The organism is Nocardioides baculatus, assembly GCF_016735675.1.
Lineage (GTDB): Bacteria > Actinomycetota > Actinomycetes > Propionibacteriales > Nocardioidaceae > Nocardioides > Nocardioides baculatus.
Map to the genome: position 1 here is coordinate 170,720 of NZ_JAERSG010000002.1, position 21,469 is coordinate 192,188.

The 21,469-nt window shown below is 71.8% G+C and carries 20 protein-coding genes; 13 read left to right on the forward strand and 7 right to left on the reverse strand.

The window, feature by feature from the left end:
* The first annotated feature begins 50 nt into the window (after positions 1-50).
* The 6 genes from ilvN to JI751_RS06525 all read left to right on the forward strand — a co-directional run bounded on the left by ilvN (position 51) and on the right by JI751_RS06525 (position 5,894).
* Positions 51-599, forward strand: a complete 549-nt coding sequence (ilvN, locus tag JI751_RS06500; RefSeq protein ID WP_201934921.1) for an acetolactate synthase small subunit — start codon at positions 51-53, stop codon at positions 597-599.
* A gap of 31 nt (positions 600-630) precedes the next feature.
* Positions 631-1,659: a ketol-acid reductoisomerase gene (ilvC, locus tag JI751_RS06505; protein ID WP_307813915.1), complete on the forward strand. Its 1,029-nt coding sequence runs from the start codon at positions 631-633 to the stop codon at positions 1,657-1,659.
* A 31-nt stretch (positions 1,660-1,690) separates the two neighbouring features.
* Positions 1,691-2,482 carry a methyltransferase domain-containing protein gene (locus JI751_RS06510; protein WP_201934922.1) on the forward strand — a complete coding sequence of 264 codons (792 nt, stop codon included), beginning with the start codon at positions 1,691-1,693 and terminating at the stop codon, positions 2,480-2,482.
* Positions 2,483-2,505: 23 nt separating this feature from the next.
* A complete protein-coding gene (locus JI751_RS06515; RefSeq protein WP_201934923.1) occupies positions 2,506-3,510 on the forward strand; it encodes a hypothetical protein in 1,005 nt (334 codons plus the stop codon).
* On the forward strand, positions 3,507-4,976 hold the full coding sequence (locus tag JI751_RS06520; protein ID WP_201934929.1) for a purine-cytosine permease family protein: 1,470 nt from the start codon (positions 3,507-3,509) through the stop codon (positions 4,974-4,976). The genes JI751_RS06515 and JI751_RS06520 overlap by 4 nt, the downstream gene beginning before the upstream one ends.
* Positions 4,977-5,186: 210 nt before the next feature.
* Positions 5,187-5,894: a DsbA family oxidoreductase gene (locus JI751_RS06525; RefSeq protein WP_201934930.1), complete on the forward strand. Its 708-nt coding sequence runs from the start codon at positions 5,187-5,189 to the stop codon at positions 5,892-5,894.
* A 28-nt stretch (positions 5,895-5,922) separates the two neighbouring features.
* Here JI751_RS06525 and JI751_RS06530 read toward each other — a convergent pair whose 3' ends face one another.
* Positions 5,923-6,498: a YdeI/OmpD-associated family protein gene (locus JI751_RS06530; protein ID WP_201934934.1), complete on the reverse strand. Its 576-nt coding sequence runs from the start codon at positions 6,496-6,498 to the stop codon at positions 5,923-5,925.
* 136 nt (positions 6,499-6,634) lie between these two features.
* Between JI751_RS06530 and serA the strand changes: the two genes are divergently transcribed.
* Both serA and JI751_RS06540 read left to right on the forward strand, forming a co-directional pair.
* Complete coding sequence (gene serA / locus JI751_RS06535; protein ID WP_201934935.1) at positions 6,635-8,239, forward strand: phosphoglycerate dehydrogenase; 1,605 nt, start codon at positions 6,635-6,637, stop codon at positions 8,237-8,239.
* Between the two features lie 184 nt (positions 8,240-8,423).
* Positions 8,424-10,955 (forward strand): immune inhibitor A domain-containing protein, encoded by a 2,532-nt coding sequence (locus tag JI751_RS06540; RefSeq protein WP_201934937.1) that lies wholly within the window; start codon positions 8,424-8,426, stop codon positions 10,953-10,955.
* Positions 10,956-10,986: 31 nt separating this feature from the next.
* On the opposite strand, the gene yczR is transcribed toward JI751_RS06540, so the two are convergent.
* A complete protein-coding gene (gene yczR / locus JI751_RS06545) occupies positions 10,987-12,447 on the reverse strand; it encodes a MocR-like transcription factor YczR (RefSeq protein ID WP_201934939.1) in 1,461 nt (486 codons plus the stop codon).
* A 61-nt stretch (positions 12,448-12,508) separates the two neighbouring features.
* Between yczR and yczE the strand changes: the two genes are divergently transcribed.
* A complete protein-coding gene (yczE, locus tag JI751_RS06550) occupies positions 12,509-13,231 on the forward strand; it encodes a membrane protein YczE (protein ID WP_201934940.1) in 723 nt (240 codons plus the stop codon).
* Here the strand turns inward: yczE and JI751_RS06555 are convergent.
* Genes JI751_RS06555 through JI751_RS06570 form a run of 4 tightly spaced genes read right to left on the reverse strand, consistent with a single transcriptional unit; the run spans position 13,204 to position 17,402 of the window.
* Entirely contained in the window at positions 13,204-14,679 is a 1,476-nt protein-coding gene (locus tag JI751_RS06555; RefSeq protein ID WP_201934942.1) for a DUF6297 family protein, read from the reverse strand. The genes yczE and JI751_RS06555 overlap by 28 nt on opposite strands.
* On the reverse strand, positions 14,672-15,325 hold the full coding sequence (locus JI751_RS06560) for an ABC transporter ATP-binding protein (protein ID WP_372440554.1): 654 nt from the start codon (positions 15,323-15,325) through the stop codon (positions 14,672-14,674). Before JI751_RS06560 ends, JI751_RS06555 begins: the two co-directional genes overlap by 8 nt.
* A gap of 4 nt (positions 15,326-15,329) precedes the next feature.
* On the reverse strand, positions 15,330-16,808 hold the full coding sequence (locus JI751_RS06565; protein ID WP_201934944.1) for a gamma-glutamyltransferase: 1,479 nt from the start codon (positions 16,806-16,808) through the stop codon (positions 15,330-15,332).
* 27 nt (positions 16,809-16,835) lie between these two features.
* Entirely contained in the window at positions 16,836-17,402 is a 567-nt protein-coding gene (locus JI751_RS06570) for an O-methyltransferase (protein ID WP_201934946.1), read from the reverse strand.
* A gap of 436 nt (positions 17,403-17,838) precedes the next feature.
* Here JI751_RS06570 and JI751_RS06575 point away from each other — a divergent pair, with 436 nt between their 5' ends.
* From JI751_RS06575 to JI751_RS06590, 4 genes are all read left to right on the forward strand, one after another.
* Positions 17,839-17,979 (forward strand): hypothetical protein, encoded by a 141-nt coding sequence (locus JI751_RS06575; RefSeq protein WP_201934948.1) that lies wholly within the window; start codon positions 17,839-17,841, stop codon positions 17,977-17,979.
* Between the two features lie 10 nt (positions 17,980-17,989).
* A complete protein-coding gene (locus JI751_RS06580) occupies positions 17,990-19,084 on the forward strand; it encodes a 3-isopropylmalate dehydrogenase (RefSeq protein WP_201934957.1) in 1,095 nt (364 codons plus the stop codon).
* Positions 19,085-19,119: 35 nt separating this feature from the next.
* Entirely contained in the window at positions 19,120-20,205 is a 1,086-nt protein-coding gene (locus JI751_RS06585) for a branched-chain amino acid aminotransferase (RefSeq protein WP_201934959.1), read from the forward strand.
* A 198-nt stretch (positions 20,206-20,403) separates the two neighbouring features.
* Positions 20,404-21,078: a DUF2306 domain-containing protein gene (locus tag JI751_RS06590; RefSeq protein WP_201934961.1), complete on the forward strand. Its 675-nt coding sequence runs from the start codon at positions 20,404-20,406 to the stop codon at positions 21,076-21,078.
* Positions 21,079-21,088: 10 nt separating this feature from the next.
* Here the strand turns inward: JI751_RS06590 and JI751_RS06595 are convergent, their stop codons facing one another.
* The gene (locus tag JI751_RS06595; RefSeq protein WP_201934963.1) at positions 21,089-21,433 is read right to left on the reverse strand and encodes a TraR/DksA family transcriptional regulator; all 345 of its coding nucleotides are present in this window, start codon (positions 21,431-21,433) and stop codon (positions 21,089-21,091) included.
* Between the last annotated feature and the right edge of the window lie 36 nt (positions 21,434-21,469).

A 21,469-nucleotide genomic window follows, 5' to 3' on the forward strand; every position in this document is an offset into this window, starting at 1 on the left:
CACAGTGCACAGGGAGCCTCGTCGGCGCCCGGAGCGAAGCGAGGACGTCGATGAGCAACAAGCACACCCTGTCCGTCCTGGTCGAGAACAAGCCCGGCGTCCTGGCCCGGGTCGCCGGCCTCTTCTCCCGCCGCGGCTTCAACATCGACAGCCTTGCCGTGGGCCCGACCGAGCACCCCGAGGTCTCGCGGATGACGATCGTGGTCAACGTCGAGGAGTCGCCGCTCGAGCAGGTGACCAAGCAGCTCAACAAGCTCGTCGAGGTCATCAAGATCGTCGAGCTCGACGGTCCGGGGTCGGTCAACCGCGAGCTCCTGCTCGTCAAGGTCCGCGCCGACGCCGCCACCCGCGGTGCCGTCCTCGACGCCGTCCAGCTCTTCCGGGCCAAGGTCGTCGACGTGTCGCCGGAGGCCGTCACCGTCCAGGCCGTCGGCAACTCCGACAAGCTCGCCGACCTGCTCAAGGTCCTCGAGCCCTTCGGCATCCGCGAGCTCGTGCAGTCGGGCATGGTCGCGATCGGTCGCGGTTCGCGCTCGATCAGCGAGCGCCCGCAGCGTCCGGTCGCCGTACCCGCCCCCCTTTCTGCCATCGCCAACTGACCCCAGAGAAACAACCGAAGGAGAGCCCCCAGTGGCTGAGATGTTCTACGACGACGACGCCGACCTGAGCCTGATCCAGGGCAAGAACGTCGCGGTGATCGGCTACGGCAGCCAGGGCCACGCCCACGCGCTGTCCCTGCGCGACAGCGGCGTCGACGTCCGGATCGGCCTGCAGCCCGGCTCGAAGAGCCGCGACAAGGCCGAGGCCGAGGGCCTCCGGGTCCTCACCCCGCGCGAGGCGGCGGAGGAGTCCGACCTGATCGTGATCCTCGCTCCCGACCAGCACCAGCGCAAGCTCTACGCCGAGGAGATCGAGCCCGCGCTCACCCCCGGCGACACCCTGGTCTTCGGCCACGGCTTCAACATCCGCTTCGGCTACATCACCCCGCCCGACGGCGTCGACGTCTTCATGGTCGCCCCCAAGGGCCCCGGCCACCTCGTGCGTCGTGAGTACGTCGACGGGCGCGGCGTGCCCGTGCTCGTCGCGGTCGAGAAGGACGAGTCGGGCACGGCCTGGGACCTCGCGCTGTCCTACGCCAAGGCGATCGGCGGCCTGCGCGCCGGCGGCATCAAGACCACGTTCACCGAGGAGACCGAGACCGACCTGTTCGGCGAGCAGGCCGTGCTCTGCGGCGGGGCGTCGCAGCTCGTCCAGTACGGCTTCGAGGTGCTCACCGAGGCCGGCTACCAGCCCGAGGTGGCCTACTTCGAGTGCCTCCACGAGCTCAAGCTGATCGTCGACCTGATGTACGAGGGCGGCATCGCCAAGCAGCGCTGGTCGGTCTCCGACACCGCCGAGTTCGGTGACTACGTCTCCGGCCCTCGCGTGATCACCCCCGACGTGAAGAAGAACATGGAGGACGTGCTCGCCGACATCAAGAGCGGCGTCTTCGCCGAGCGCTTCATCTCCGACATGGACAACGGCTCCCCGGAGTTCACCGAGTTCCGCAAGAAGGGTGAGGCCCACCCGATCGAGCAGACCGGTCGCGAGCTCCGCAAGCTGATGGCCTGGGTGAAGTCGCACGACTCCGACTACACCGAGGGCACCTCCGCCCGCTGACGCGGACGGCAGATCCAAGATCGGCGTGCCCGTGAACACCTACACCCACGGGCACGCCGAGGCCGTGCTGCGCTCGCACCGCTGGCGTACGGCCGAGAACTCGGCGGCCCACCTCCTGCCCCACCTCGACGGCGACCAGCGCCTGCTCGACATCGGGTCCGGCCCGGGCACGATCACGGCCGACCTGGCCCGCCTGGTGGGGGAGGTGGTGGCGCTCGAGATCGACGACGCGGCAGCCGACCTCACCCGCGCCGAGCTCGAGCGGCAGGGTGTCACCAACGCGACAGTGGTCGTCGGGGACGTGCACGCGCTCGACCTCGTGGACGACGACTTCGACGTCGTGCACGCCCACCAGGTCCTCCAGCACGTTGCCGACCCCGTCGCCGCGCTGCGCGAGATGCGTCGCGTGACACGTCCCGGCGGCCTCGTCGCCGTACGCGACAGCGACTACGGCCACTTCTCGTGGCACCCCGCGTCGCCGGGCCTCGACCGCTGGCTCGAGCTGTACGACGCCGCGGCGCGGGCCAACGGGGGAGAGCCCCACGCCGGCCGGATGCTGCTGGCCTGGGCCCACGCCGCCGGCGCCACCGACGTCGAGGCGAGCTCCTCGACATGGTGCTTCGCCGACCCTGACGACCGCGCCTGGTGGGGGAGCCTCTGGGCCGACCGGCTCACGTCCACCGGACTCGCGCGGCAGCTCCTCGACGAGGGCCGGGCCACGCCCGACGAGCTCGCGACCGTCGCTGCTGCCTGGCGCGACTGGGCTGCGCACCCGGACGGCTGGTTCTCCGTCCTGCACGGCGAGGTGCTGATCCGCGCCTGAGCTGCCGGTGCAGGATGGCAGTCGTGACTCACCGCCGGAGCGACGTCGACCTCGTGCGCTTCCTCGCGCTCGTGTCGATGTACGTCGCCCACGTGACGCCGGTCCAGGGGCCTGCCCACGTCTTCGAGCTGAGCGAGTACCTCACGATGCCGCTCTTCGCCCTGCTGGTCGGCGTCGGCGCTCAGCTCGGCGCCCGCAGCAGCGGCACCCGCCACTGGGTCGCGGTCGTCGTACGCGCCCTCGCCCTCATCGGCCTGGGCCTGGCGCTCGAGCGTGCCGAGGCGCAGGTCGTGATCGTGCTCGCCCACCTCGGTGTGCTGCTGCTCGTCGCGGCGGTCCTCGCGCGGCTCCCGGACCTCGTCGTCGGGGGAGTGGCGCTGGTCGCCTTCCTCGTCGGACCGTGGCTCGTGCGCCACACCTCGATCGACCTCTTGTTCGACGACGGCTGGCTCGCCGACGCGGCGCGCTTCGCGGTGGGAGGCCCCTACCGACTCCTGCCGATGGTCCTCTACGCCGCAATCGGCATCCTCGTCGCCCGCGTCCTGCTGCGCGGCGCCGGCCGCGACGCCGTGCTCGTGCCGGCGGCCGTCGGCGGCGGGTTCCTGGTCGCCGCGGCGGCGATGCTCGCCGCGGAGCAGCGCGGCCTCGTCGACCTCGTCCCCTACTCCGGCACGTTGCAGGAGACCGTCGTCTGCGCGCTCGTCGCGACCGGTGCTGCCCTCGTCGGGATCGCCGCGGCCCGGGCCCTCGACCGCGGGGCGGCCGGTCGCCTCGTCGCCGGGCTGGCCGCCGTCGGAGCGATGACGCTGACCCTCTACACGCTCCAGGTCCTCTGGTTGGCGTACGACGTCCGGGTGCTGCACCCGGGCGCGACGGACGACTCGTGGCGCAACCTCGCCGTCCTGGTCGTCGGGTCGCTCGTCGTGACCGCGGCCTGGCACGCGGTCGTACGCCGTGGGCCGTGGCGGCGTGGCCCGCTCGAGGGTGTGGTCGACCTGGCCTCTCGCGGGCCTACGATGCGGGCATGAGCACAACGTCAGAGAGGTCGGGTCTCGAGCAGACCCGCCGCCTCGGTGTCGAGACCACCGGCATCGAGATCATCGAGGAGTCCGAGCGCACCGCCCGGCCGCAGGACTTGTTCTGGCCGTGGTTCGCGGCCAACGTGTCGGTCTTCGGCCTGAGCTATGCCTCGTTCGTCCTCTACTTCGGCATCTCGTTCTGGCAGGGCGTGCTGGTCTCCGTGATCGGGATCGTCGTGTCGTTCCTGCTCTGCGGCATCATCGCGATCGCCGGCAAGCGCGGCTCGGCGCCGACGATGATCCTCAGCCGCGCGGCGTTCGGGGTGAGTGGGCAGAAGGTGCCAGGGGTGATCTCGTGGCTGGTCTCGATCGGCTGGGAGACCTTCCTCGCGATCCTCGCGGTGCTCGCGACCTCGACGATCTTCACCCGCCTCGGCTGGGGCGGTGGCGACGGCACCAAGGTCGTCGCGGCGGTCGTCGTGGCTGCGCTCATCGTCTCGGCCAGTGTGGCCGGCTACCACATCATCATGCGGATGCAGTCGGTGCTGACCTGGATCACCGGCATCGTCACGGTGCTCTACATGGTGCTGACCGTCGACGACATCAACTGGTCGGCCGTGCAGGACATCCCGGCCGGCTCGACGCAGGCCGTGATCGGCGCGCTCGTGATGGTGATGACCGGCTTCGGCCTCGGCTGGATCAACATCGCCGCCGACTGGTCGCGCTACCAGAAGCGCACCGCCTCCGGCCCCTCGATCGTGGCGTGGAACACCTTCGGCGGGGCGCTCGCCCCGGTCGTGCTCGTGCTCTTCGGCCTCGCCCTCGCCGGCTCGTCGACCGAGATCCTCGACGGCGTCGCCGGCGACCCGATCGGCACCCTCGCCACCCTGCTGCCGACCTGGTTCCTCGTGCCGTTCCTGCTGGCCGCGATCCTCTCGCTCGTCAGCGGTGCCGTCCTCGGCATCTACTCCTCGGGCCTCACGCTGCTCTCGCTGGGCGTGAAGCTGAAGCGACCGCAGGCGGCCGCCGTCGACGGCGTCCTGCTGACGCTCGGCACGTTCTACGTCGTGTTCGTCGCGGAGGACTTCGCCGGGCCGTTCCAGAGCTTCCTGATCACCCTCGGCGTCCCGCTCGCCGCGTGGGCCGGGATCATGATGTCCGACCTCGCCCTCCGCAAGCGCGACTACGACGAGGAAGCGCTCTTCGACCCCGCGGGCCGCTACGGCTCGTTCGACTGGGCGGCCATCGGCACCATGGTCGTCGCCTCGCTCGTCGGCTGGGGACTCGTGATCAACACGTTCTCCGACGCCGCCTCGTGGAACAACTGGCAGGGCTACCTCCTCGGCCCGCTCGGCCTCGGCGGCCGTGACGGCGCGTGGGCGTTCGCCAACCTCGGCGTCCTCTTCGCCCTCCTCATCGGCCTCGTCGGCGGCTACCTGCTCCGCCGCTCGACGGTGCAGCGCCAGGAGGCCTGACCGCCCCCACCGGCCCGCACTGCACCGTGAGTCTCTGGAAGACTCACGGTGCACCTGGCCCAAGGACGTGGCCGCGCTGGACGTTGAGTCTCTGGGAGACTCACGGTCCAGTGCGACAGCAACCCGCCCGCGCTGCACGTTGAGTCTCTAGGAGACTCACCGCCCAGCGGACGCGGGAACACGCAGGTCAGGATCGGTGTTGGGCAGGTCGTGAAGATCGAGATCTGGTCCGACGTCGTCTGCCCCTGGTGCTACATCGGCAAGCGCCGCATCGAGAACGCGCTGGCCGAGTTCGGCCACGCCGACGAGGTGGAGGTGCACTGGCGCTCCTACGAGCTCGACCCGGGTGCGCCCACCGAGCCGACGCAGAGCACGTCGGTGATGCTGGCCCGCAAGTACGGCCAGTCGCCCGAGGGCGCGAAGCAGATGCAGGACCGCGTGGAGGCCGTCGCCGCGGAGGAGGGACTGATCTACCGCCTCTCCGAGACGCTCCACCTCAACACCGTGGACGCGCACCGGCTGATCCACCTCGCCCACGCTGAGGGCGGCAACGACCTCCAGGGGCGGGTCAAGGAGGCGCTGCTCGAGGCCTACTTCACCCAGGCCCGCAACGTCGCCGACCCTGCCGTGCTGCGCGAGGTCGCAGTTGCTGCCGACCTCGACGGCGCACGCGTCGACGAGGTCCTCGCGTCCCGCGAGTTCGAGGCCGAGGTGCGCGCCGACGTCGAGCAGGCGCAGGCCTACGGCGCCACCGGTGTCCCGTTCTTCGTGATCGACCAGAAGTACGGCGTCTCGGGCGCGCAGCCCACCGAGGTCTTCACGCAGGTCCTCGAACAGGCGTGGTCGGAGTCGCACCCCACCCTGCAGACGGTCGGTGCCGACGGCGAGGCGTGCGGACCCGACGGCTGCGCGATCTAGCCTCCAGCCCGTCGTCAGTCGGCCCTGGCTAGCCCTGCGCCTTCACTCCCTGCGCCGCCTTCGCGGCTGATGTCTCGACCCGCGTCGCGCGGGTCTCGGGACGCTTCGCCAGCACGATCCAGGTCAGGATCATCTTCTGCGCCGACGGCGACCACGACTCCCAGTGCTCGCGCGCGCCCGGGTGGCGGTCGAAGGCGGCGGCGAGGTCGGCGGGCACGACGAGGTCCTCGACCTCGTCCATCAGCGTCCACATGCCCGTCCTCTTCGCCTCGGCGATCGCTGCCGCACCGGCGGGTTCCATCAGCCCGGCCTCCTCGAGCCGGGCGACCCGTCCCTTGTTGATCCGGGTCCACATGCTGCCGGCGCGACGGGGCGCGAACCACTGCATCGACCGCAGGTCGTCGACCGGCTTCACCGTCGAGTCGACCCAGCCGAAGCGCAGCCCCTCGATCACCGCCTCCTCGTAGGAGAACGGTCGCTCGGCCGCCTTCCGCGGCGAGACGAGCCAGACACCGGTCGGCTGCCCGTGGTGCTCGCGCAGCCAGTCGCTCCACTCCGCGACCGAGCCCGGCTCGAGCCGCTCCGCCTCGTCCATCGCACCCATCCGCTCATCGTAGGAGCGGACACCGACAGCGAGGGATGGGACGGGTTCGGGGTGCCACGACCACGCGGGTAGGGTGGGCGGAGCACAGCGTCGTGCAGTCCCGGACCACCCTCCGAACATCCAGAGGACCCTCGCTGTGAACGCAACCGCAACGCCCAGCAAGCCCGTCGTGCTCATCGCCGAGGAGCTGAGCCCCGCCACCATCGAGGCGCTCGGCCCCGACTTCGAGATCCGCCACTGCGACGGAGCCGACCGCGCCGTGCTGCTCCCCGCGATCGCCGACGTGGACGCGATCCTGGTCCGCTCCGCGACCAAGGTGGACGCCGAGGCGCTGGCCGCCGCGCAGCGGCTCAAGGTCGTCGCCCGCGCCGGTGTCGGCCTCGACAACGTCGACGTGAAGGCCGCGACCCAGGCCGGCGTGATGGTCGTCAACGCGCCGACCTCCAACATCGTCAGCGCCGCCGAGCTCGCCGTCGCCCTCATGCTGGCCGCCGCCCGCCACATCAGCCCGGCCCACGCGGCGCTGCGCAACGGTGAGTGGAAGCGCTCGAAGTACACCGGCATCGAGCTCTACGAGAAGACCGTCGGCATCGTCGGCCTCGGCCGCATCGGCGTCCTCGTCGCACAGCGCCTGAGCGCGTTCGGCATGAAGGTCATCGCGTACGACCCCTACGTCCAGGCCGGCCGTGCCGCGCAGATGGGCGTACGCCTGGTCGACCTCGACACGCTCCTCGCCGAGTCCGACTTCATGAGCGTCCACCTGCCCAAGACCCCCGAGACCGTGGGCCTGATCGGTGCCGACCAGCTCGCCGCCGCCAAGCAGAGCTTGGTCCTCGTCAACGCCGCCCGCGGCGGGATCGTCGACGAGGCCGCCCTCTTCGACGCCCTGAAGACCGGGCAGATCGCGGCAGCCGGACTCGACGTCTTCGCCAGCGAGCCCTGCACCGACAGCCCGCTCTTCGAGCTCGACAACGTCGTCGCGACGCCCCACCTCGGCGCGTCCACCGACGAGGCGCAGGAGAAGGCCGGCATCGCCGTCGCCCGCTCGGTGCGGCTCGCGCTCAGCGGCGAGCTCGTGCCCGACGCGGTCAACGTCCAGGGCGGCGTCATCGCCGAGGACGTACGACCCGGCATTCCGCTCACCGAGAAGCTCGGTCGCGTCTTCACCGCGCTCGCCGGCGAGGTCGCCCAGCAGCTCGACGTGGAGGTGCGGGGCGAGATCACGGAGTACGACGTCAAGGTCCTCGAGCTGGCCGCGCTCAAGGGCGTCTTCGCCGACGTGGTCGAGGAGCAGGTGTCCTACGTCAACGCGCCGCTGCTCGCGGCCGAGCGCGGCACCGAGGTGCGCCTGGTCACCGAGCCCGAGAGCCCCGACCACCGCAACCTGATCACCTTGCGCGGCACCCTCGCCGACGGCACCCAGGTCTCGGTCAGCGGCACGCTCGTCGGTCTCGCGCAGAAGGAGCGGCTCGTCGAGGTCAACGGCTTCGACGTGGACCTCGAGCCCACCACGCACCTCGCGTTCCTCACCTACGAGGACCGCCCGGGCATGGTCGGGACGGTCGGCGGGATCCTCGGCGACGCGCAGGTCAACATCGCCGGCATGCAGGTCTCCCGCCACGACAAGGGCGGTGCCGCACTCGTCGCGCTGAGCGTCGACTCGGCCATCCCGGCCGACACGCTGACGCAGATCGAGGCCGCCATCCAGGCCGTGTCGGTGCGGGCGGTCGACCTCTCCTGATCCCTCACCCGCGGGGCGGTGTCAAGGTCACGGTTCGGTAACGACCGGGCAAAAACCCGACGCTGGTCTTCCTTGTGACCCGGTTCACGACGCACGGTACGGGTCGGATCTCCGCATCGGGCGGGGATCGTCAGATCAGGGATGTCTCGGGCGACGATCTCGACCTTGGGGCCTCCCTGCCTGCATGGAGGGACACACCCCGTTGAGACACCTCTCACGTCACAGCAAGAGGGCCGCGGCAGCCGTCGCGTCGGCCGGCCTCGTCGCCGCCGGGCTGCTGGTCAGCTCGCCCACCAGCGCCAACCCGGGGGTCAGTGCCCCTGAGGAGGCACCGTCGGCCGACCGCCCGCAGGGCGGCCACGAGCCGAAGCACCCGCTCGCCATCAAGGCGAAGCGCGACGCGCAGAAGCAGGCAGCCCTCGAGCGCAAGGCCGAGGGCAAGGTGCCCTTCAAGGCCGCGGGCAAGGGCGCCAACCAGGAGGTGCCCCTCGAGCTCGAGGGCACCGACAAGATCTTCGTGGTGCTCGCCGAGTTCGGCAACCAGCGCTACGAGACGGCGACCGACAAGCGCTTCGTCGACCCGCCCAACAACGGGTTCAACCTGCCGGCGCCGCAGCCGCAGAAGTTCGACGGCCCCCTGCACAACGAGATCCCGGCGCCCGACCGCGCCGTCGACAACTCGACGATCTGGCAGGACGACTTCGACCGCGAGCACTACGAGGACATGTACTTCAACCGCATGAAGGAGTACTACGAGACCCAGTCCTCGGGTCGCTACTCCATCGACGGTGACGTCACCGAGTGGGTCAAGGTGCCCTACAACCAGGCGCTCTACGGCCGCGGCTTCTGCGGCACCCCTCCCGGTGCCGCCGTGACCACCTGCGCCTCGACCAAGGCCCTCGTGCGTGACGCGATGGCCGTGTGGGTCGACAACCAGCTCAAGGCGGGCCAGACGATGGCCCAGATCACGGACTACCTCAAGACGTTCGACATCCAGGACCGCTACGACGTCGACGGTGACGGCAACTTCGAGGAGCCCGACGGCTTCATCGACCACTTCCAGATCGTCCACGCGGGCGGCGACGAGGCGGCCGGCGACCCGATCTACGGCTCCGACGCCATCTGGAGCCACCGCTGGTACTCCAACCTGCAGTCGGGCGGCCCCGGCGGCCTGACCGGCGTCAACATCGGCTCCAACGGTGGCGCGTACGGCCTGGGAGCCGACGCGGCCAACCCGGTCCCGAACAACCCGACCGGCGTCTGGGTGGGTGACTACACGATCCAGCCCGAGAACGGCGGCCTCGGCGTGTTCGCGCACGAGTTCGGCCACGACCTCGGTCTGCCCGACCTCTACGACACCTCCGGCAACACCGGTGGCGCGGAGAACAACACCGCGTTCTGGACCCTGATGTCGTCCGGCGCCAACATCGGCGACGGTGGCGACACCATCGGCGACGCCCCGACCGACATGGGTGCCTGGGAGCTCTTCCAGCTCGGCTGGCTCGACGCCCAGGGCGACCAGGGCCCCTTCTACCAGGTCGTCCGGCCCGGCGAGAAGGCCACGGTCCGCCTCGGCAAGAACGTCCCAGCGACCAACCGCGCGAAGCAGGCGATCATCGCCACGCTCCCCGACAAGGAGGTCCCGCTCGAGCTGGGGGCCCCGGCCGCGGATGGCGGGACGAGGTACTACTGGTCGACCCAGGGTGACGACCTCAACACCACGATGACCAAGACGGGCGTCAGCGGCTCCAACCTGACGGCCACGGTCAACTACGACATCGAGGAGGACTGGGACTACGCGTTCCTCGAGGCCTCCACCGATGGCGGTACGACGTGGGCGCCGGTCGCGACGAACCTCTCCGACACCTCCGGTGACCAGAGCGGGTTCAACTCCAGCAAGACCGGCATCACGGGTACCAAGACCGCGTGGACCGGCCTCACGGCCACGCTCCCGGCCGGCACCAACGCGATCCGGTTCCGCTACCAGACCGACGGTGCCTTCGCCCTGAGCGGCTTCAAGGTCGACAACATCGCGATCGACGGCACCGTGGTCGGCGACGCGGAGACCGACGCGGGCTGGACCTACGACGGGTTCCGCACCACGACGGGTTCCGAGATCGAGACGTACTTCAACGCCTACATCGCGGAGAACCGTCAGTACGACGGCTACGACACCTCGCTGGCGTCGGCGTACAACTTCTCGTACCCGTTCACCAAGCCGGACTGGGTGGAGCACTACCCCTACCAGGACGGCATGCTGATCAACTACTGGGACTCCTCGGAGGCCGACAACAACGTCGGTGACCACCCCGGCTCGGGCCTGGTCCTCCCGGTGGACGCCAACCCGCAGTTCAGCCACTGGCCGGACAACACCCTGATGCGCCCGCGGATCCTGTCCTACGACTCGACGTTCTCGCTCGAGCGGACCGACAAGATCACGCTGCACCGCGAGGTGGACACCAACGGCGACGGCAAGATCACCGGCGCGGAGCTGCAGACGGCCAGCATCGCGAGCAGGCCGGCCAACCCGCTGTTCGACGACACCAGGACCTACTGGTACGGCTCGGACGAGCACGGGGCGACCGGCAAGCACCCGGGCCGCTACCAGCCCGGCTGGTACAGCGTGGACGTGCCGAAGACGGGCACCACGCTGCAGGTGACCGCCGACACCGGTGACGCGCTGGTCGTCAAGGTGGGGCCGAAGAAGAAGAGGTAGTACGACGTACGACCGGTCGCCCGGTGGACGACTAGGCGACCATCACCCGGCCGGCCGCGCTCTGCGTGGCCGGCCGCGGTGCGTCGTGGGAACGACCGCTGACGTGGTCCCACGCGGCGGCGAGTCGGCGTACGGCCTCGGTGAGGTCGTCGGGCGACGCGGTCCACGGGATCCGGACGAAGCGGTCGAGACCCCCTTCGACGGCGAACACCGGGCCGGGGGCGACCACGACGCCGCGGCGCTCGGCCTCCACGGTCGTCGCGGTGCCGAGCGCCTCGGGCAGCTCGCACCAGAGCGCGAGCCCGCCGTCGGGCACCCGGAACCGCCACTCCGGCAGGTGCTCGCCGACGGCGGCGACGAGGGCGTCGCGGCCGGCGACGAGCCGCTCGCGGTGCACCGGCAGCACCTCGTCGGCGCGGTCCATCAGGTCGGCCAGCACGAGCTGCTCGAAGACCGGCGCGCCGAGGTCGAGGCCGATGCGGGCATGGATCAGCCTGTCCATCTGCTCCAGGGGAGCGCGCACCCAGCCCAGGCGCAGCCCGCCCCAGTAGGACTTGCTCGCGCTGCCGATCGTGATCGCGTCGCGGGCGTACGCCGCCAGCGGGCGGGGCATCGCCGCGGCGAGGCCGGGCCGCAGGGCCAGCGCCTGGTGCGCCTCGTCGGCCACGACGACCGTGCGGGTGCGGGCCAGCGCCGCCGCCAGCTCCTCGCGCTGCTCGTCGGACATCAGGTGCCCGGTCGGGTTCTGGAAGTCGGGGATCAGGTAGGCGAGCCGCGGCGAGGTCTGGCGCAGGGTCGCGGCCAGTGCGTCGAGGTCCCATCCGTCGGGGTCGACCGCTGCCGGGACCAGCCGCGCGCCTGCGTGGCGCACGGCCTGGGTGGCGTTGGGGTAGGTCGGCGACTCGACCACGACCCGGTCGCCCGGGGCGGTGAAGGCCTGCGCGACGACCGACGCCGCGGCGAGCGCGCCGGCGGTCACCATGACCTGCTCGGGGACGGTCGGCAGCCCTCGTGCCTCGTAGGCCGCCGCGATCCGCGCCTGGAGCGCGGGGACGCCGAGCGGGAAGTAGCCGGGACCGCTCAGGTAGGCCGGCAACTCCTCGGTGGCGCGCTGGTAGGCCTCCACCAGTCCCGGCGGTGCGGAGTGCGCGGCGCAGGTGAGGTCGATGACGTCCTCGCCGCCGGTGCCCGGCATGAGCGCGCGGTCGTGGGCACGCCGCTCGCCACCGGGCACCCTCGTGAACGTGCCCGACCCGCGGCGCGCCTCGGCGTACCCGCTCTCGCGGAGCACCTCGTAGGCGCGCGTCACGGTGGTGCGGGAGACGTCGAGGGTCGTGGTGAGCTCGCGCTCGCTGGGCAGGCGTACGCCGATCCCGATCCGGCCGTCGCCGATGAGCACCCGCAGGCTCTCGGCGAGGCCGAGGTAGGCGGGGGAGCGAGGGAAGTCTCCGACCAGAGTGGCTACGCGGTGGGCGCTGACGAGGCGGCTCATGCAGGCCACTGTTCCACGATTGGCTATGTCGGACAAGGCCAATCGGCGCCACGATGGACCCATGTCCGGCACCACTCCCGCCATCGCCACCGCTCCCCGCGCCGTCCTCACCGACCTCGGCCCGATCGCCCAGCTCCGCGCCGGCCGGCTCGCCCGCCGCCTGCCGCAGCTCTACGTGGGGCTGTTCCTCTACGGCGTCTCGCTCGCGCTGATGGTGCGCGGGGCGCTCGGCCTCGCGCCGTGGGACGTGCTGCACTCCGGCTTCATCCGCCACGTGCCGATGACCCTCGGCCAGGCCGTCGTGCTCTTCAGCTTCGTGGTGCTGGTGCTCTGGATCCCGCTGCGCGAGATGCCCGGGCTCGGCACGATCAGCAACGCCCTGGTCGTCGGGTTCTCGGCCGACCTCACGCTCGGGGTGCTCGACCGGCCCGACGCGATCGCTGCTCGCATCGCCCTGATGCTCGGCGGTGTCGTGCTCTGCGGGCTGGCCAGTGCCCTCTACATCGGCGCCCAGCTCGGTCGCGGACCGCGCGACGGGTTGATGACCGGGCTGGCCCGCCGCACCGGCCTGTCGCTGCGCCTGGTCCGTACGGGTCTCGAGGTCGCCGTCGTCGTGATCGGCCTGCTGATGGGAGGCACCCTCGGGCTCGGCACCGTCGTCTACGCGCTGGCGATCGGCCCGCTCACCCAGCTGATGCTGCCGTGGCTGACGGTCGACGTGGGGCCGGTGGGCGTGAGGGCGTCCGCCCCGGGCCCTCAGGCGGCGGAGTCGGAGACCAGGTAGCTGATCACCCCGATGCTGATCACGCTCGACAGCATCATCCCGCCGGTCCCGAACATCATCGGCAGCGCGGTGAACGCCCACACGTCGAAGCCGCGCGCGAGGCTGCCGAAGACCCCGGTCGGCACGCCGCCCGCCGGCGTGCTGACCATCGGCGCTGCGTAGTTGGGCGGCTTGCCCGTGACCCAGCGCGTCGTCGCCGCGACCGACGAGAGTGCACAGGCGATGGCGAGGTTGGCCGCCTCCGTCGAGGGATGCGTCGGCAGCAGCGTGGGGATCGTCGCCAGCGAGAAGAGCAGGAGCGCGCTCCCGGGCACCGCGAGGTGGGCGAGGAGCAGCGTCTGCCGCCTCAGCGGCAGCATCCGCGCGAGGCTCTGGGTGCGTACGACGACGCGCAGGCCCGAGCACATCGCAGGCCCGCCGAGCAGGCCGAGGAGCGTCGTGACGAGCACGACCGCGCGGCCGGCGCCGGCCTCGGCGGCGGCGTAGGGCACGAGCACGAGTGCGGCGAGGAGGACGAACGGCTGCGGCGACCGCGCCGCCCGGATGAGGTCGCGGTGGACCAGCGCGGGCCAGCCGAGGGGGCCGCCGGTGCGTGGTCGGACGCGCGCCCCACGTCCCCAGCGGCGCGCCAGCAGGACGTCGTACATCAGGCCGAGGTCGACCGACGACAGCGCGCCCGAGAGGCTGGGGGACAGGTGCGCGGTGTAGCCCAGGACGCGGCGCGAGACGCCCGCCATCGCCGCGCGGGCGCGCCAGAAGAGCGCGGCGGCGACCGCGACGAGGAGCACGGCGACCGCGACGCCGGTCGCGAGCGACACCTCGGGGACCGCTCCTGCGCCCTGAGTCGCTGAGAGACTCAGGAGCAACCAGAGCGCCGCGGCGACCAGCCAGGTGAGCCACCGGGCGACCCGGCTCTCGTGCACCTGCGACAGCGCGGCGATGCCGACGCAGGCGAGCGCGGTGGCGCCGCCGGCCACCAGGAACACCCCTCCCTCGGTGAGCGAGAACCCGCCGAGCGCGGCCGGGGCCAGCAGCACCAGCACGGCGAGAGCGACGGCCAGCGCGGACGTACGCGCCCACCCCGGACGCAGCAGCGCACCCCGGTCGACCGGGGAACTGAGCAGCCAGGCGTTGGCGGCGGGCGGGCTGAAGACCGGCCCCAGGAGACGGGCCAGGCCGAGCGCGAGCAGGGCGACCGCCAGCGCGACGAGCCACGGCGTCGCCGCGCGCACCTCGGTGCACGACCCGGTGCAGGAGTCGTCGGCGAGGCGGCGCAGGGTGAGCACGACGTTGCCGCCCATCGCCCCGATCATCACGATGCAGAAGAGCGCGATGTAGCCGTCGGAGAGCACCTCGCCCCACCTCAGCTCGGCGCGCCCGCGGCGCCAGTCGCGGATCTCGGCCCGCACCTCGCGGGCGGTCGGGACCTCGTGGACCGACTCAGCCATCGCCGGCGTCCGGTCCGAGGCGTACGACGCGGTCGCAGACCCGCTCCACCAGGGCCGGGTCGTGGCTGACGAGCAGCACCGCTCGACCGGCGGCCTTCTCGGCGAGCAGCTTGCTGCCGAGCCAGGCCACGCCGTCGACGTCGAGCCGGGCCTCTGGCTCGTCGAGCACGAGCAGCCGGCGCGGCCGGACGAACGCGCTGGCGAGGGCCAGCCGGCGCCGCTGGCCGGAGGAGAGTGTCGAGGGCAGCTGGCCGGAGACCTCCATCAGGCCGACCTCGCCGATCACGACGTTGACGACCTCCTCGGCGTCGGGCTGGGCGTGGGCGCGCGCCACCAGGTCGAGGTGCTCGACGACCGACAGGTCGGGGAAGAAGTCGAGGTCGTCCATCACGACCGCGAGGTCGCGCCGGATCTCGGGGAGCTTCTCGTCGAGGACCCGCCCGGCCAGCGTCGCCTCGCCGTCGTCGGCCTCGTCCGCGCCGACGATGCACCGCAGCAGGGTCGACTTGCCGCTGCCGTTGGGCCCGACGACCCCGACGGCCTCACCGGCCGCCACGTCGAGGTCGACGCCGGACAGGATCGTCCGGTCGCCGAAGCGGCGGGTGATCCCGCGGACCGTGAGCAGGGCGTCGGCCATGCGGGTCATCCAATCAGCGTGTGCCAACGACCTCGGCGACGCCCTCGCGACGCGGGTCGGCGACCGCCTCGAGCGCGCCGCCGGCCGTGGTGAGCGCGGCGCCGACACCGCCGAAGTACATCGACTGGTCGTGCTCGACCCGGACGTCCTCGTCGGAGAGGCCGGCCCGGTGGACGTGCACGCGCGGCTGGGCGACGGCGTCGGCCAGGTCGAGCCCCCCGCTCACGAAGCCGGCGAGCGTGCAGACGAGCGCGGTGGTGATCCGGTCGGCGCCGGGGGAGCCGATCGCGAGGGTGGAGCCGTCGTCGTGGCGGCCGACCGTCGGCGCCATGTTGGAGAGCAGCCGACCGCCCGCGGGCACCCGGCGGCCGGGCGGGTTGAGCTCCTGCTCGCCGAGGCAGTTGTTGAGCCAGATGCCGGTGCCGGCCGCGATCATCCCCGCCCCGTAGCCCGACGACACGGTGATCGAGCACGCCCCTCCGTCCGCGTCGGTGACCGACACGTGGGCCGTCGACCCGGACTCGAGCACCGCCCGGTGGTCCGCGTCGACGCGATCCAGCCATGCACGGGAGGCCGCGTCGAGGTCGCCCGCGACCTCGAGCACCTCGCGACGGTGGCCGAGCACGGCGCGCTGGACACGCACCAGGTGCTCGACGTCGTCCGCGGTCCAGGCCCCGCGCGGCCGGTCGTCGAGCAACCGCAGCATCGAGGCGACGACCACGCCGCCGACCGAGGGAGGGGGAGTGGTGCCCAGGCTCCACGCGCCGACCCGGGTGGTCAGCGGCGGGCGGACCACGGGCTCGTACGCCGCCAGGTCGGCGGCACCCAGCAGACCGCCACGCTCCCGCACGTCGCGCGCGACCAGGTCGGCGAGGTCGCCCTCGTGCAGCGCGCGCGGACCGACGGTGGCGATGTGCTCGAGGGTGGCGGCCAGGTCCGGCACGACCACCCGCTCCTCGGTCAGCCGTCCCGCCGCGTCGTGCAGCGCCGCGTGGCTCGCGTCGTCCCAGCCGAAGACGCTCTCGTGGACGTAGCGCAGGTAGTAGCGCGAGGCCGAGCCCAGCGCGAACCCGTCGCGGGCGACCTCGACCGCCGGCGCCACCAGCTCGCGCCACGGCAGTCGCCCGTCGCGGGCGTGCGCCTCGCCGAAGGCCGCGAGCGAGCCGTGCGTGGCCACCGAGCCGGGACCGATCGTGATCGTCACCCCGCCGCCGTACTCGGTGTCGATGTCCCACGTGTGCGGCGCGGGGGAGCCGTCACCGCGCCCGAGTCCGGGCCGGTCCATCCAGCCGTCCACGGTGTACGCCGCACCTGACGCCGGTTGCACGGCGACGAACCCACCGGAGCTGAGCGAGACCAGGCCGACCTCGTTGACCATCGCCACGAGGGCCGCCGCGATGGCGGCGTCGACGGCGGACCCGCCGGCGCGCGCGACCCGGGTGGCCGCGTCCGCTGCCGCCCGGCTGGGGGCGGCGACGGCGAGCCCGGTCACGTGCTCGTCCTGCTCACCGGACCCGGCTCAGCGGCGCGTGGCGATGACGGCGGACGCGTCGGCGGCGACCATCACCTCGACCGCGGTGAACCGCTCGTCGGTGAGCCACTGCTCGCGCAGGGTGTCGACCCGTCCGTAGGTGATCGGCGGCCACGACTCGCACGGGGCGAAGTCGTCGAGCACGACGATCCCGCCCGGCTCGACGAGGTCGACGACCTGGTCGACGCCGACCTCGGACGGCGTGCCGGAGTCGAGGAAGAGGAGGGAGAAGGGCCCGCGGTCGTGCAGCACGCTCCAGTCGGCAGCGAGCACCTCGACCTTGGCGTCGTCGTCGAAGATCTTGGCGGCCGCGCCGGCCAGGGACTCGTCGAGCTCGGCGGTCAGGATCCGCGCCCCGTTGCGTACGCCGCTGCGCAGCCACGCCGTGCCCACGCCGCACCCGGTGCCGAACTCGGCCATGGTGCCGCCGCGGGTCGCCGCGAGGGTCGCCAGGAGGCGGCCGGTCTCGTTGCGGCAGAAGGACACGTAGCCGGCGGAGCGGCACACGTCGAAGGCGCGCTGGACGACGTCGGGGAGATCGGGAGGAGCAGACATGAGACCGCCGAGTGTGCCACCTGCCGCGCCCCGTCTCAGGTCGCGGCTCCCGATCTCACGATCTGACACGTTTCGGAAAACGGATGCGGACGTCCGGTGGGCGGTCGTACAGTCGGATCACCATGCGGAACGTGCTCGTACTTATCGTTCGCCGCGGCGAGGCCTGAAGAAGGCCACCTCGTCGCGGTGTTCGGCGTTGACGAGGTTCCGCCACCGGCCTTCTGAACTTTCGACAGTCAGTCGAGTTCGCCAGTCCTTCTGAGCTTCGAAGGCGCCGCCTCTGCGGTGGGTCCGCGATCACCGCGTGATCCGCCTCGTCGCCGGCCGGCAGCCGGGCCCCGGGCGATCCCCGCACTCCCGCTCCGTCACCCACCGCGGTGTCGGTGGCTTCGAGCTCTCACCCATCAGCACGACCGATCCTCAGGAGTGAGATCCGATGTACGACTTCTACCCCGACTCGTGGGGCCCCTCGGCCCATGACCCGGAGAACCCCCGCAGCGCGGAGAACACCGCGACGGCGCTCCAGACCGCGCTTGACCTGCGAGACAACGGCGGCCTGCGGCCGGACGACAACTAACGTTCGCCGCATGCCCGACACCCACCAGGAAGCTCTCACCGCCGGCACCACCACGGAGCCGCTGGCCCTCGCCGTCATCCCCGGCGACGGCATCGGTCCGGAGGTGACCGCGGAGGCCCTCAAGGTCCTCGAGGTCGCCTCGCCCGTGAAGTTCGAGTCGACGCGCTACGACCTCGGCGCCGAGCGCTACCTCGCGACCGGCGAGGTGCTGCCCGACTCGGTGCTCGCGGAGATCCGCGGGCACGACGCGATCCTGCTGGGTGCGGTGGGCGGCAAGCCCAACGACCCGAACCTGCCTCCCGGCATCCTCGAGCGCGGGCTGCTCCTCCGGCTGCGCTTCGAGCTCGACCACTACGTCAACCTGCGTCCCTCCCGGCTGTTCCCCGGCTCCGTCTCACCCCTGGCGGAGCACGTGCTGGAGCGCGGCGAGATCGACTTCGTGGTGGTGCGCGAGGGCACCGAAGGCCCCTACACGGGCAACGGCGGTGCCCTCCGGGTCGGCACCCCGGCCGAGATCGCCACCGAGGTCTCGGTCAACACGGCGTACGGCGTCGAGCGGGTGATCCGCGACGCCTACGCCCGGGCCGAGAAGCGACCGCGCAAGAAGCTGACGCTGGTCCACAAGACCAACGTGCTGACCAACGCCGGCTCGCTCTGGTGGCGCCTCTTCGAACAGGTCGGCGCCGAGCACCCCGACGTCACGACCGACTACATCCACATCGACGCCGCCATGATCTTCATGGCGACCGACCCCGCCCGCTTCGACGTGATCGTCACCGACAACCTCTTCGGCGACATCGTCACCGACCTGGCCGCTGCCATCACCGGCGGCATCGGGCTGGCCGCGTCCGGCAACGTGAACCCCGACCGGACCGCGCCCTCCATGTTCGAGCCCGTCCACGGCTCCGCCCCCGACATCGCCGGCCAGCAGAAGGCCGACCCGACCGCGGCGATCCTCTCCGGCGCGCTGCTCCTCGATCACCTCGGCCACCCCGACGCCGCCGCCGCGATCGAGGCCGCCGTCCTGGCGGACCTCGCCGAGCGCGCGCCGGGCACGAGCCGTCGTACGTCCGAGGTCGGGGACGCGATCGCCGCCCGCCTCTGAGCGCCCTTCCCGGGGCTCTGGAATAGGTTGACCCCATGCAGATCAGCACCACCGCCAACCCCACGCCCGTCGACGACGCCCGGCTCGCCGAGATCCACGCCAACCCGGGATTCGGTCAGCACTTCACCGACCACATGCTCACGATCGAGTGGACGCCGGACAGCGGCTGGCACGACGCGCGTGTCACGCCCTACGGTCCGCTGACGCTCGACCCGGCGACCGCGGTGCTGCACTACGCGCAGGAGACCTTTGAGGGGATGAAGGCCTACCGCCACGACGACGGCTCGGTCTGGACCTTCCGTCCCGAGCAGAACGCCGCCCGCATGGTGCGCTCGTCGCAGCGGCTCGCCTTCCCCGAGCTGCCCGTCGACGACTTCGTCGAGGCCGTCGACGCGCTCGTGACCGCCGACCAGCGGTGGGTCCCCGACAACTCGGCTGCCGGTGGCGGTGAGAAGTCGCTCTACCTGCGCCCGTTCATGTTCGCCTCCGAGACCTTCCTCGGCGTGCGCCCGGCCCAGCACGTCACCTTCATGGTCATCGCGTCTCCTGCCGGTGCGTACTTCAAGGGCGGCATCAAGCCGGTCAACCTCTGGCTCTCCGAGACCTTCACCCGCGCCGGCCGCGGCGGCATGGGCGCGGCCAAGACCGGCGGCAACTACGCCGCCTCGCTCGCCGCCCAGCGCGAGGCCATCGAGCAGGGCTGCGACCAGGTGGTCTTCCTCGACGACCAGGAGTTCCGCTACATCGAGGAGCTCGGCGGGATGAACCTCTTCTTCGTCCACCGCGACGGACGGATCGTGACGCCCGAGACCGGCACCATCCTCGAGGGCATCACCCGCGCCTCGATCATCGAGCTCGCCGGCAAGCTCGGCCACGCCGTCGAGGAGCGGAAGTTCTCCATCGACGAGTGGCGCGACGGCGTCGCCTCGGGCGAGATCACAGAGATCTTCGCCTGCGGCACCGCGGCCGTCGTGACGCCGGTCGGTGAGCTGCGCTCGCCCGCGTCGGTGACCCCGGCGCCGGCCAGCACCGAGCTGACGATGAAGATCCGCGAGGAGCTCGTCGGCATGCAGTTCGGCCGCACCGAGGACACCTTCGGCTGGATGCACCGCGTCTGCTGATCGGCCGCTGCATGAGTCACCGCTGAAGCGGTGACTCCCGCGCGACTCGGCTGTTGCAACGCAACGGACTCCGCCCACACGTGGTGCCCGAGGGACCTCTGAGGCGACGCGCGGGGCAGGAGCAGTCGGCCGAACGGCTGATCCAGCTCCGGCCTGCAGGCCGATCCGGAGTACGCCGTCCGCGGCGAGGCTCGTCCCATGACGATCCTCGCTCCGCCAGCGCCCGCCGCGACCCGTACCCGCCGGGACTGGTCGATCCCCGCCTCGCTGATCGCGCTGACGGCCGTGCCGGCGCTGGCCGGCGCCGCCCGGCTGGTCGACCTCTCCGGAGGCCGGACCGAGGAGAACGCCCGCTTCTTCGACCTCCCTCTCCCGATCGTCGTGCACATCATCGGAGCGACGACCTTCTGCGTCCTCGGCGCCTTCCAGCTCCAGCCGTCGCTGCGGCGTCGCCGCCCGACCTGGCACCGGTGGAGCGGACGGATCCTCGTGCCGGCCGGCATCGCCGCCGCGCTCAGCGGCATGTGGATGGCGGTCTTCTCCGACCTCCCTGCCTACGACAACACCGCACTCATGTGGCTCCGCCTCGTCTTCGGCTCGCTCATGGTCGCGGGCCTCGTCCTCGGGCTCCGCGCCATCCTCCGCCGTGACGTCGCCACCCACCGGCGCTGGATGGCGAGGTCGTACGCCGTCGCCCAGGGCGCCGGGACGCAGGCGCTCGTCCTCGGACCGTTGACCGTCGTCGCCGGTCAGCCCGACGGCACCGTCAAGGCGGTCGGCATGGGGCTCGCGTGGGTGATCAACCTCGCGGTCGCGGAGTGGCTGGTGCGGCGCGGCCAGCGCCACGTGATCAGTGGAGCGAACGGCCCCTAGGTCGGGCGCCTCACGCCACTGTCGACGCGCACCGGATGCACAGCCGCGCCGCGGGCAGTGCCTCCAGCCGCGCAGCGCTGATCACCGACCCGCAGCGCTCGCACACGCCGTACGCCCCGGCATCGAGGCGAGCGACAGCAGCGTCCACCTCGACGAGATGTCCCTGCACCTGACGGATCAAGGCGCCGATCTGCGAGCGCTCGAAGGCGATCGTGGCGCCCTCGGGGTCGTGCTCGTCGTCGGCGTTGGTGTCGAGCGAGGCGGCGACGATGGACTCGTGGTCGCCGGTCAGGCTCGCCAGCCGCGACTGCGTCTGCGCGCGCTCGGCGGCGAGCCGTCGTCGTACGTCGTCCACACCGCGACGCTAGCCGCCGCCGACGACAGGCCGCCC

Excerpts from the sequence above, each read along its gene's own strand:
- ilvN (WP_201934921.1), top strand. The coding sequence starts at position 51 with ATGAGCAACAAGCACACCCTGTCCGTCCTGGTCGAGAACAAGCCCGGC.
- JI751_RS06520 (WP_201934929.1), top strand. The coding sequence starts at position 3,507 with ATGAGCACAACGTCAGAGAGGTCGGGTCTCGAGCAGACCCGCCGCCTC.
- JI751_RS06530 (WP_201934934.1), bottom strand. The coding sequence starts at position 6,498 with ATGGGTGCGATGGACGAGGCGGAGCGGCTCGAGCCGGGCTCGGTCGCG.
- JI751_RS06540 (WP_201934937.1), top strand. The coding sequence starts at position 8,424 with ATGGAGGGACACACCCCGTTGAGACACCTCTCACGTCACAGCAAGAGG.
- yczR (WP_201934939.1), bottom strand. The coding sequence starts at position 12,447 with ATGAGCCGCCTCGTCAGCGCCCACCGCGTAGCCACTCTGGTCGGAGAC.
- yczE (WP_201934940.1), top strand. The coding sequence starts at position 12,509 with ATGTCCGGCACCACTCCCGCCATCGCCACCGCTCCCCGCGCCGTCCTC.
- JI751_RS06555 (WP_201934942.1), bottom strand. The coding sequence starts at position 14,679 with ATGGCTGAGTCGGTCCACGAGGTCCCGACCGCCCGCGAGGTGCGGGCC.
- JI751_RS06560 (WP_372440554.1), bottom strand. The coding sequence starts at position 15,325 with ATGACCCGCATGGCCGACGCCCTGCTCACGGTCCGCGGGATCACCCGC.
- JI751_RS06570 (WP_201934946.1), bottom strand. The coding sequence starts at position 17,402 with ATGTCTGCTCCTCCCGATCTCCCCGACGTCGTCCAGCGCGCCTTCGAC.
- JI751_RS06575 (WP_201934948.1), top strand. The coding sequence starts at position 17,839 with ATGTACGACTTCTACCCCGACTCGTGGGGCCCCTCGGCCCATGACCCG.
- JI751_RS06580 (WP_201934957.1), top strand. The coding sequence starts at position 17,990 with ATGCCCGACACCCACCAGGAAGCTCTCACCGCCGGCACCACCACGGAG.
- JI751_RS06585 (WP_201934959.1), top strand. The coding sequence starts at position 19,120 with ATGCAGATCAGCACCACCGCCAACCCCACGCCCGTCGACGACGCCCGG.
- JI751_RS06590 (WP_201934961.1), top strand. The coding sequence starts at position 20,404 with ATGACGATCCTCGCTCCGCCAGCGCCCGCCGCGACCCGTACCCGCCGG.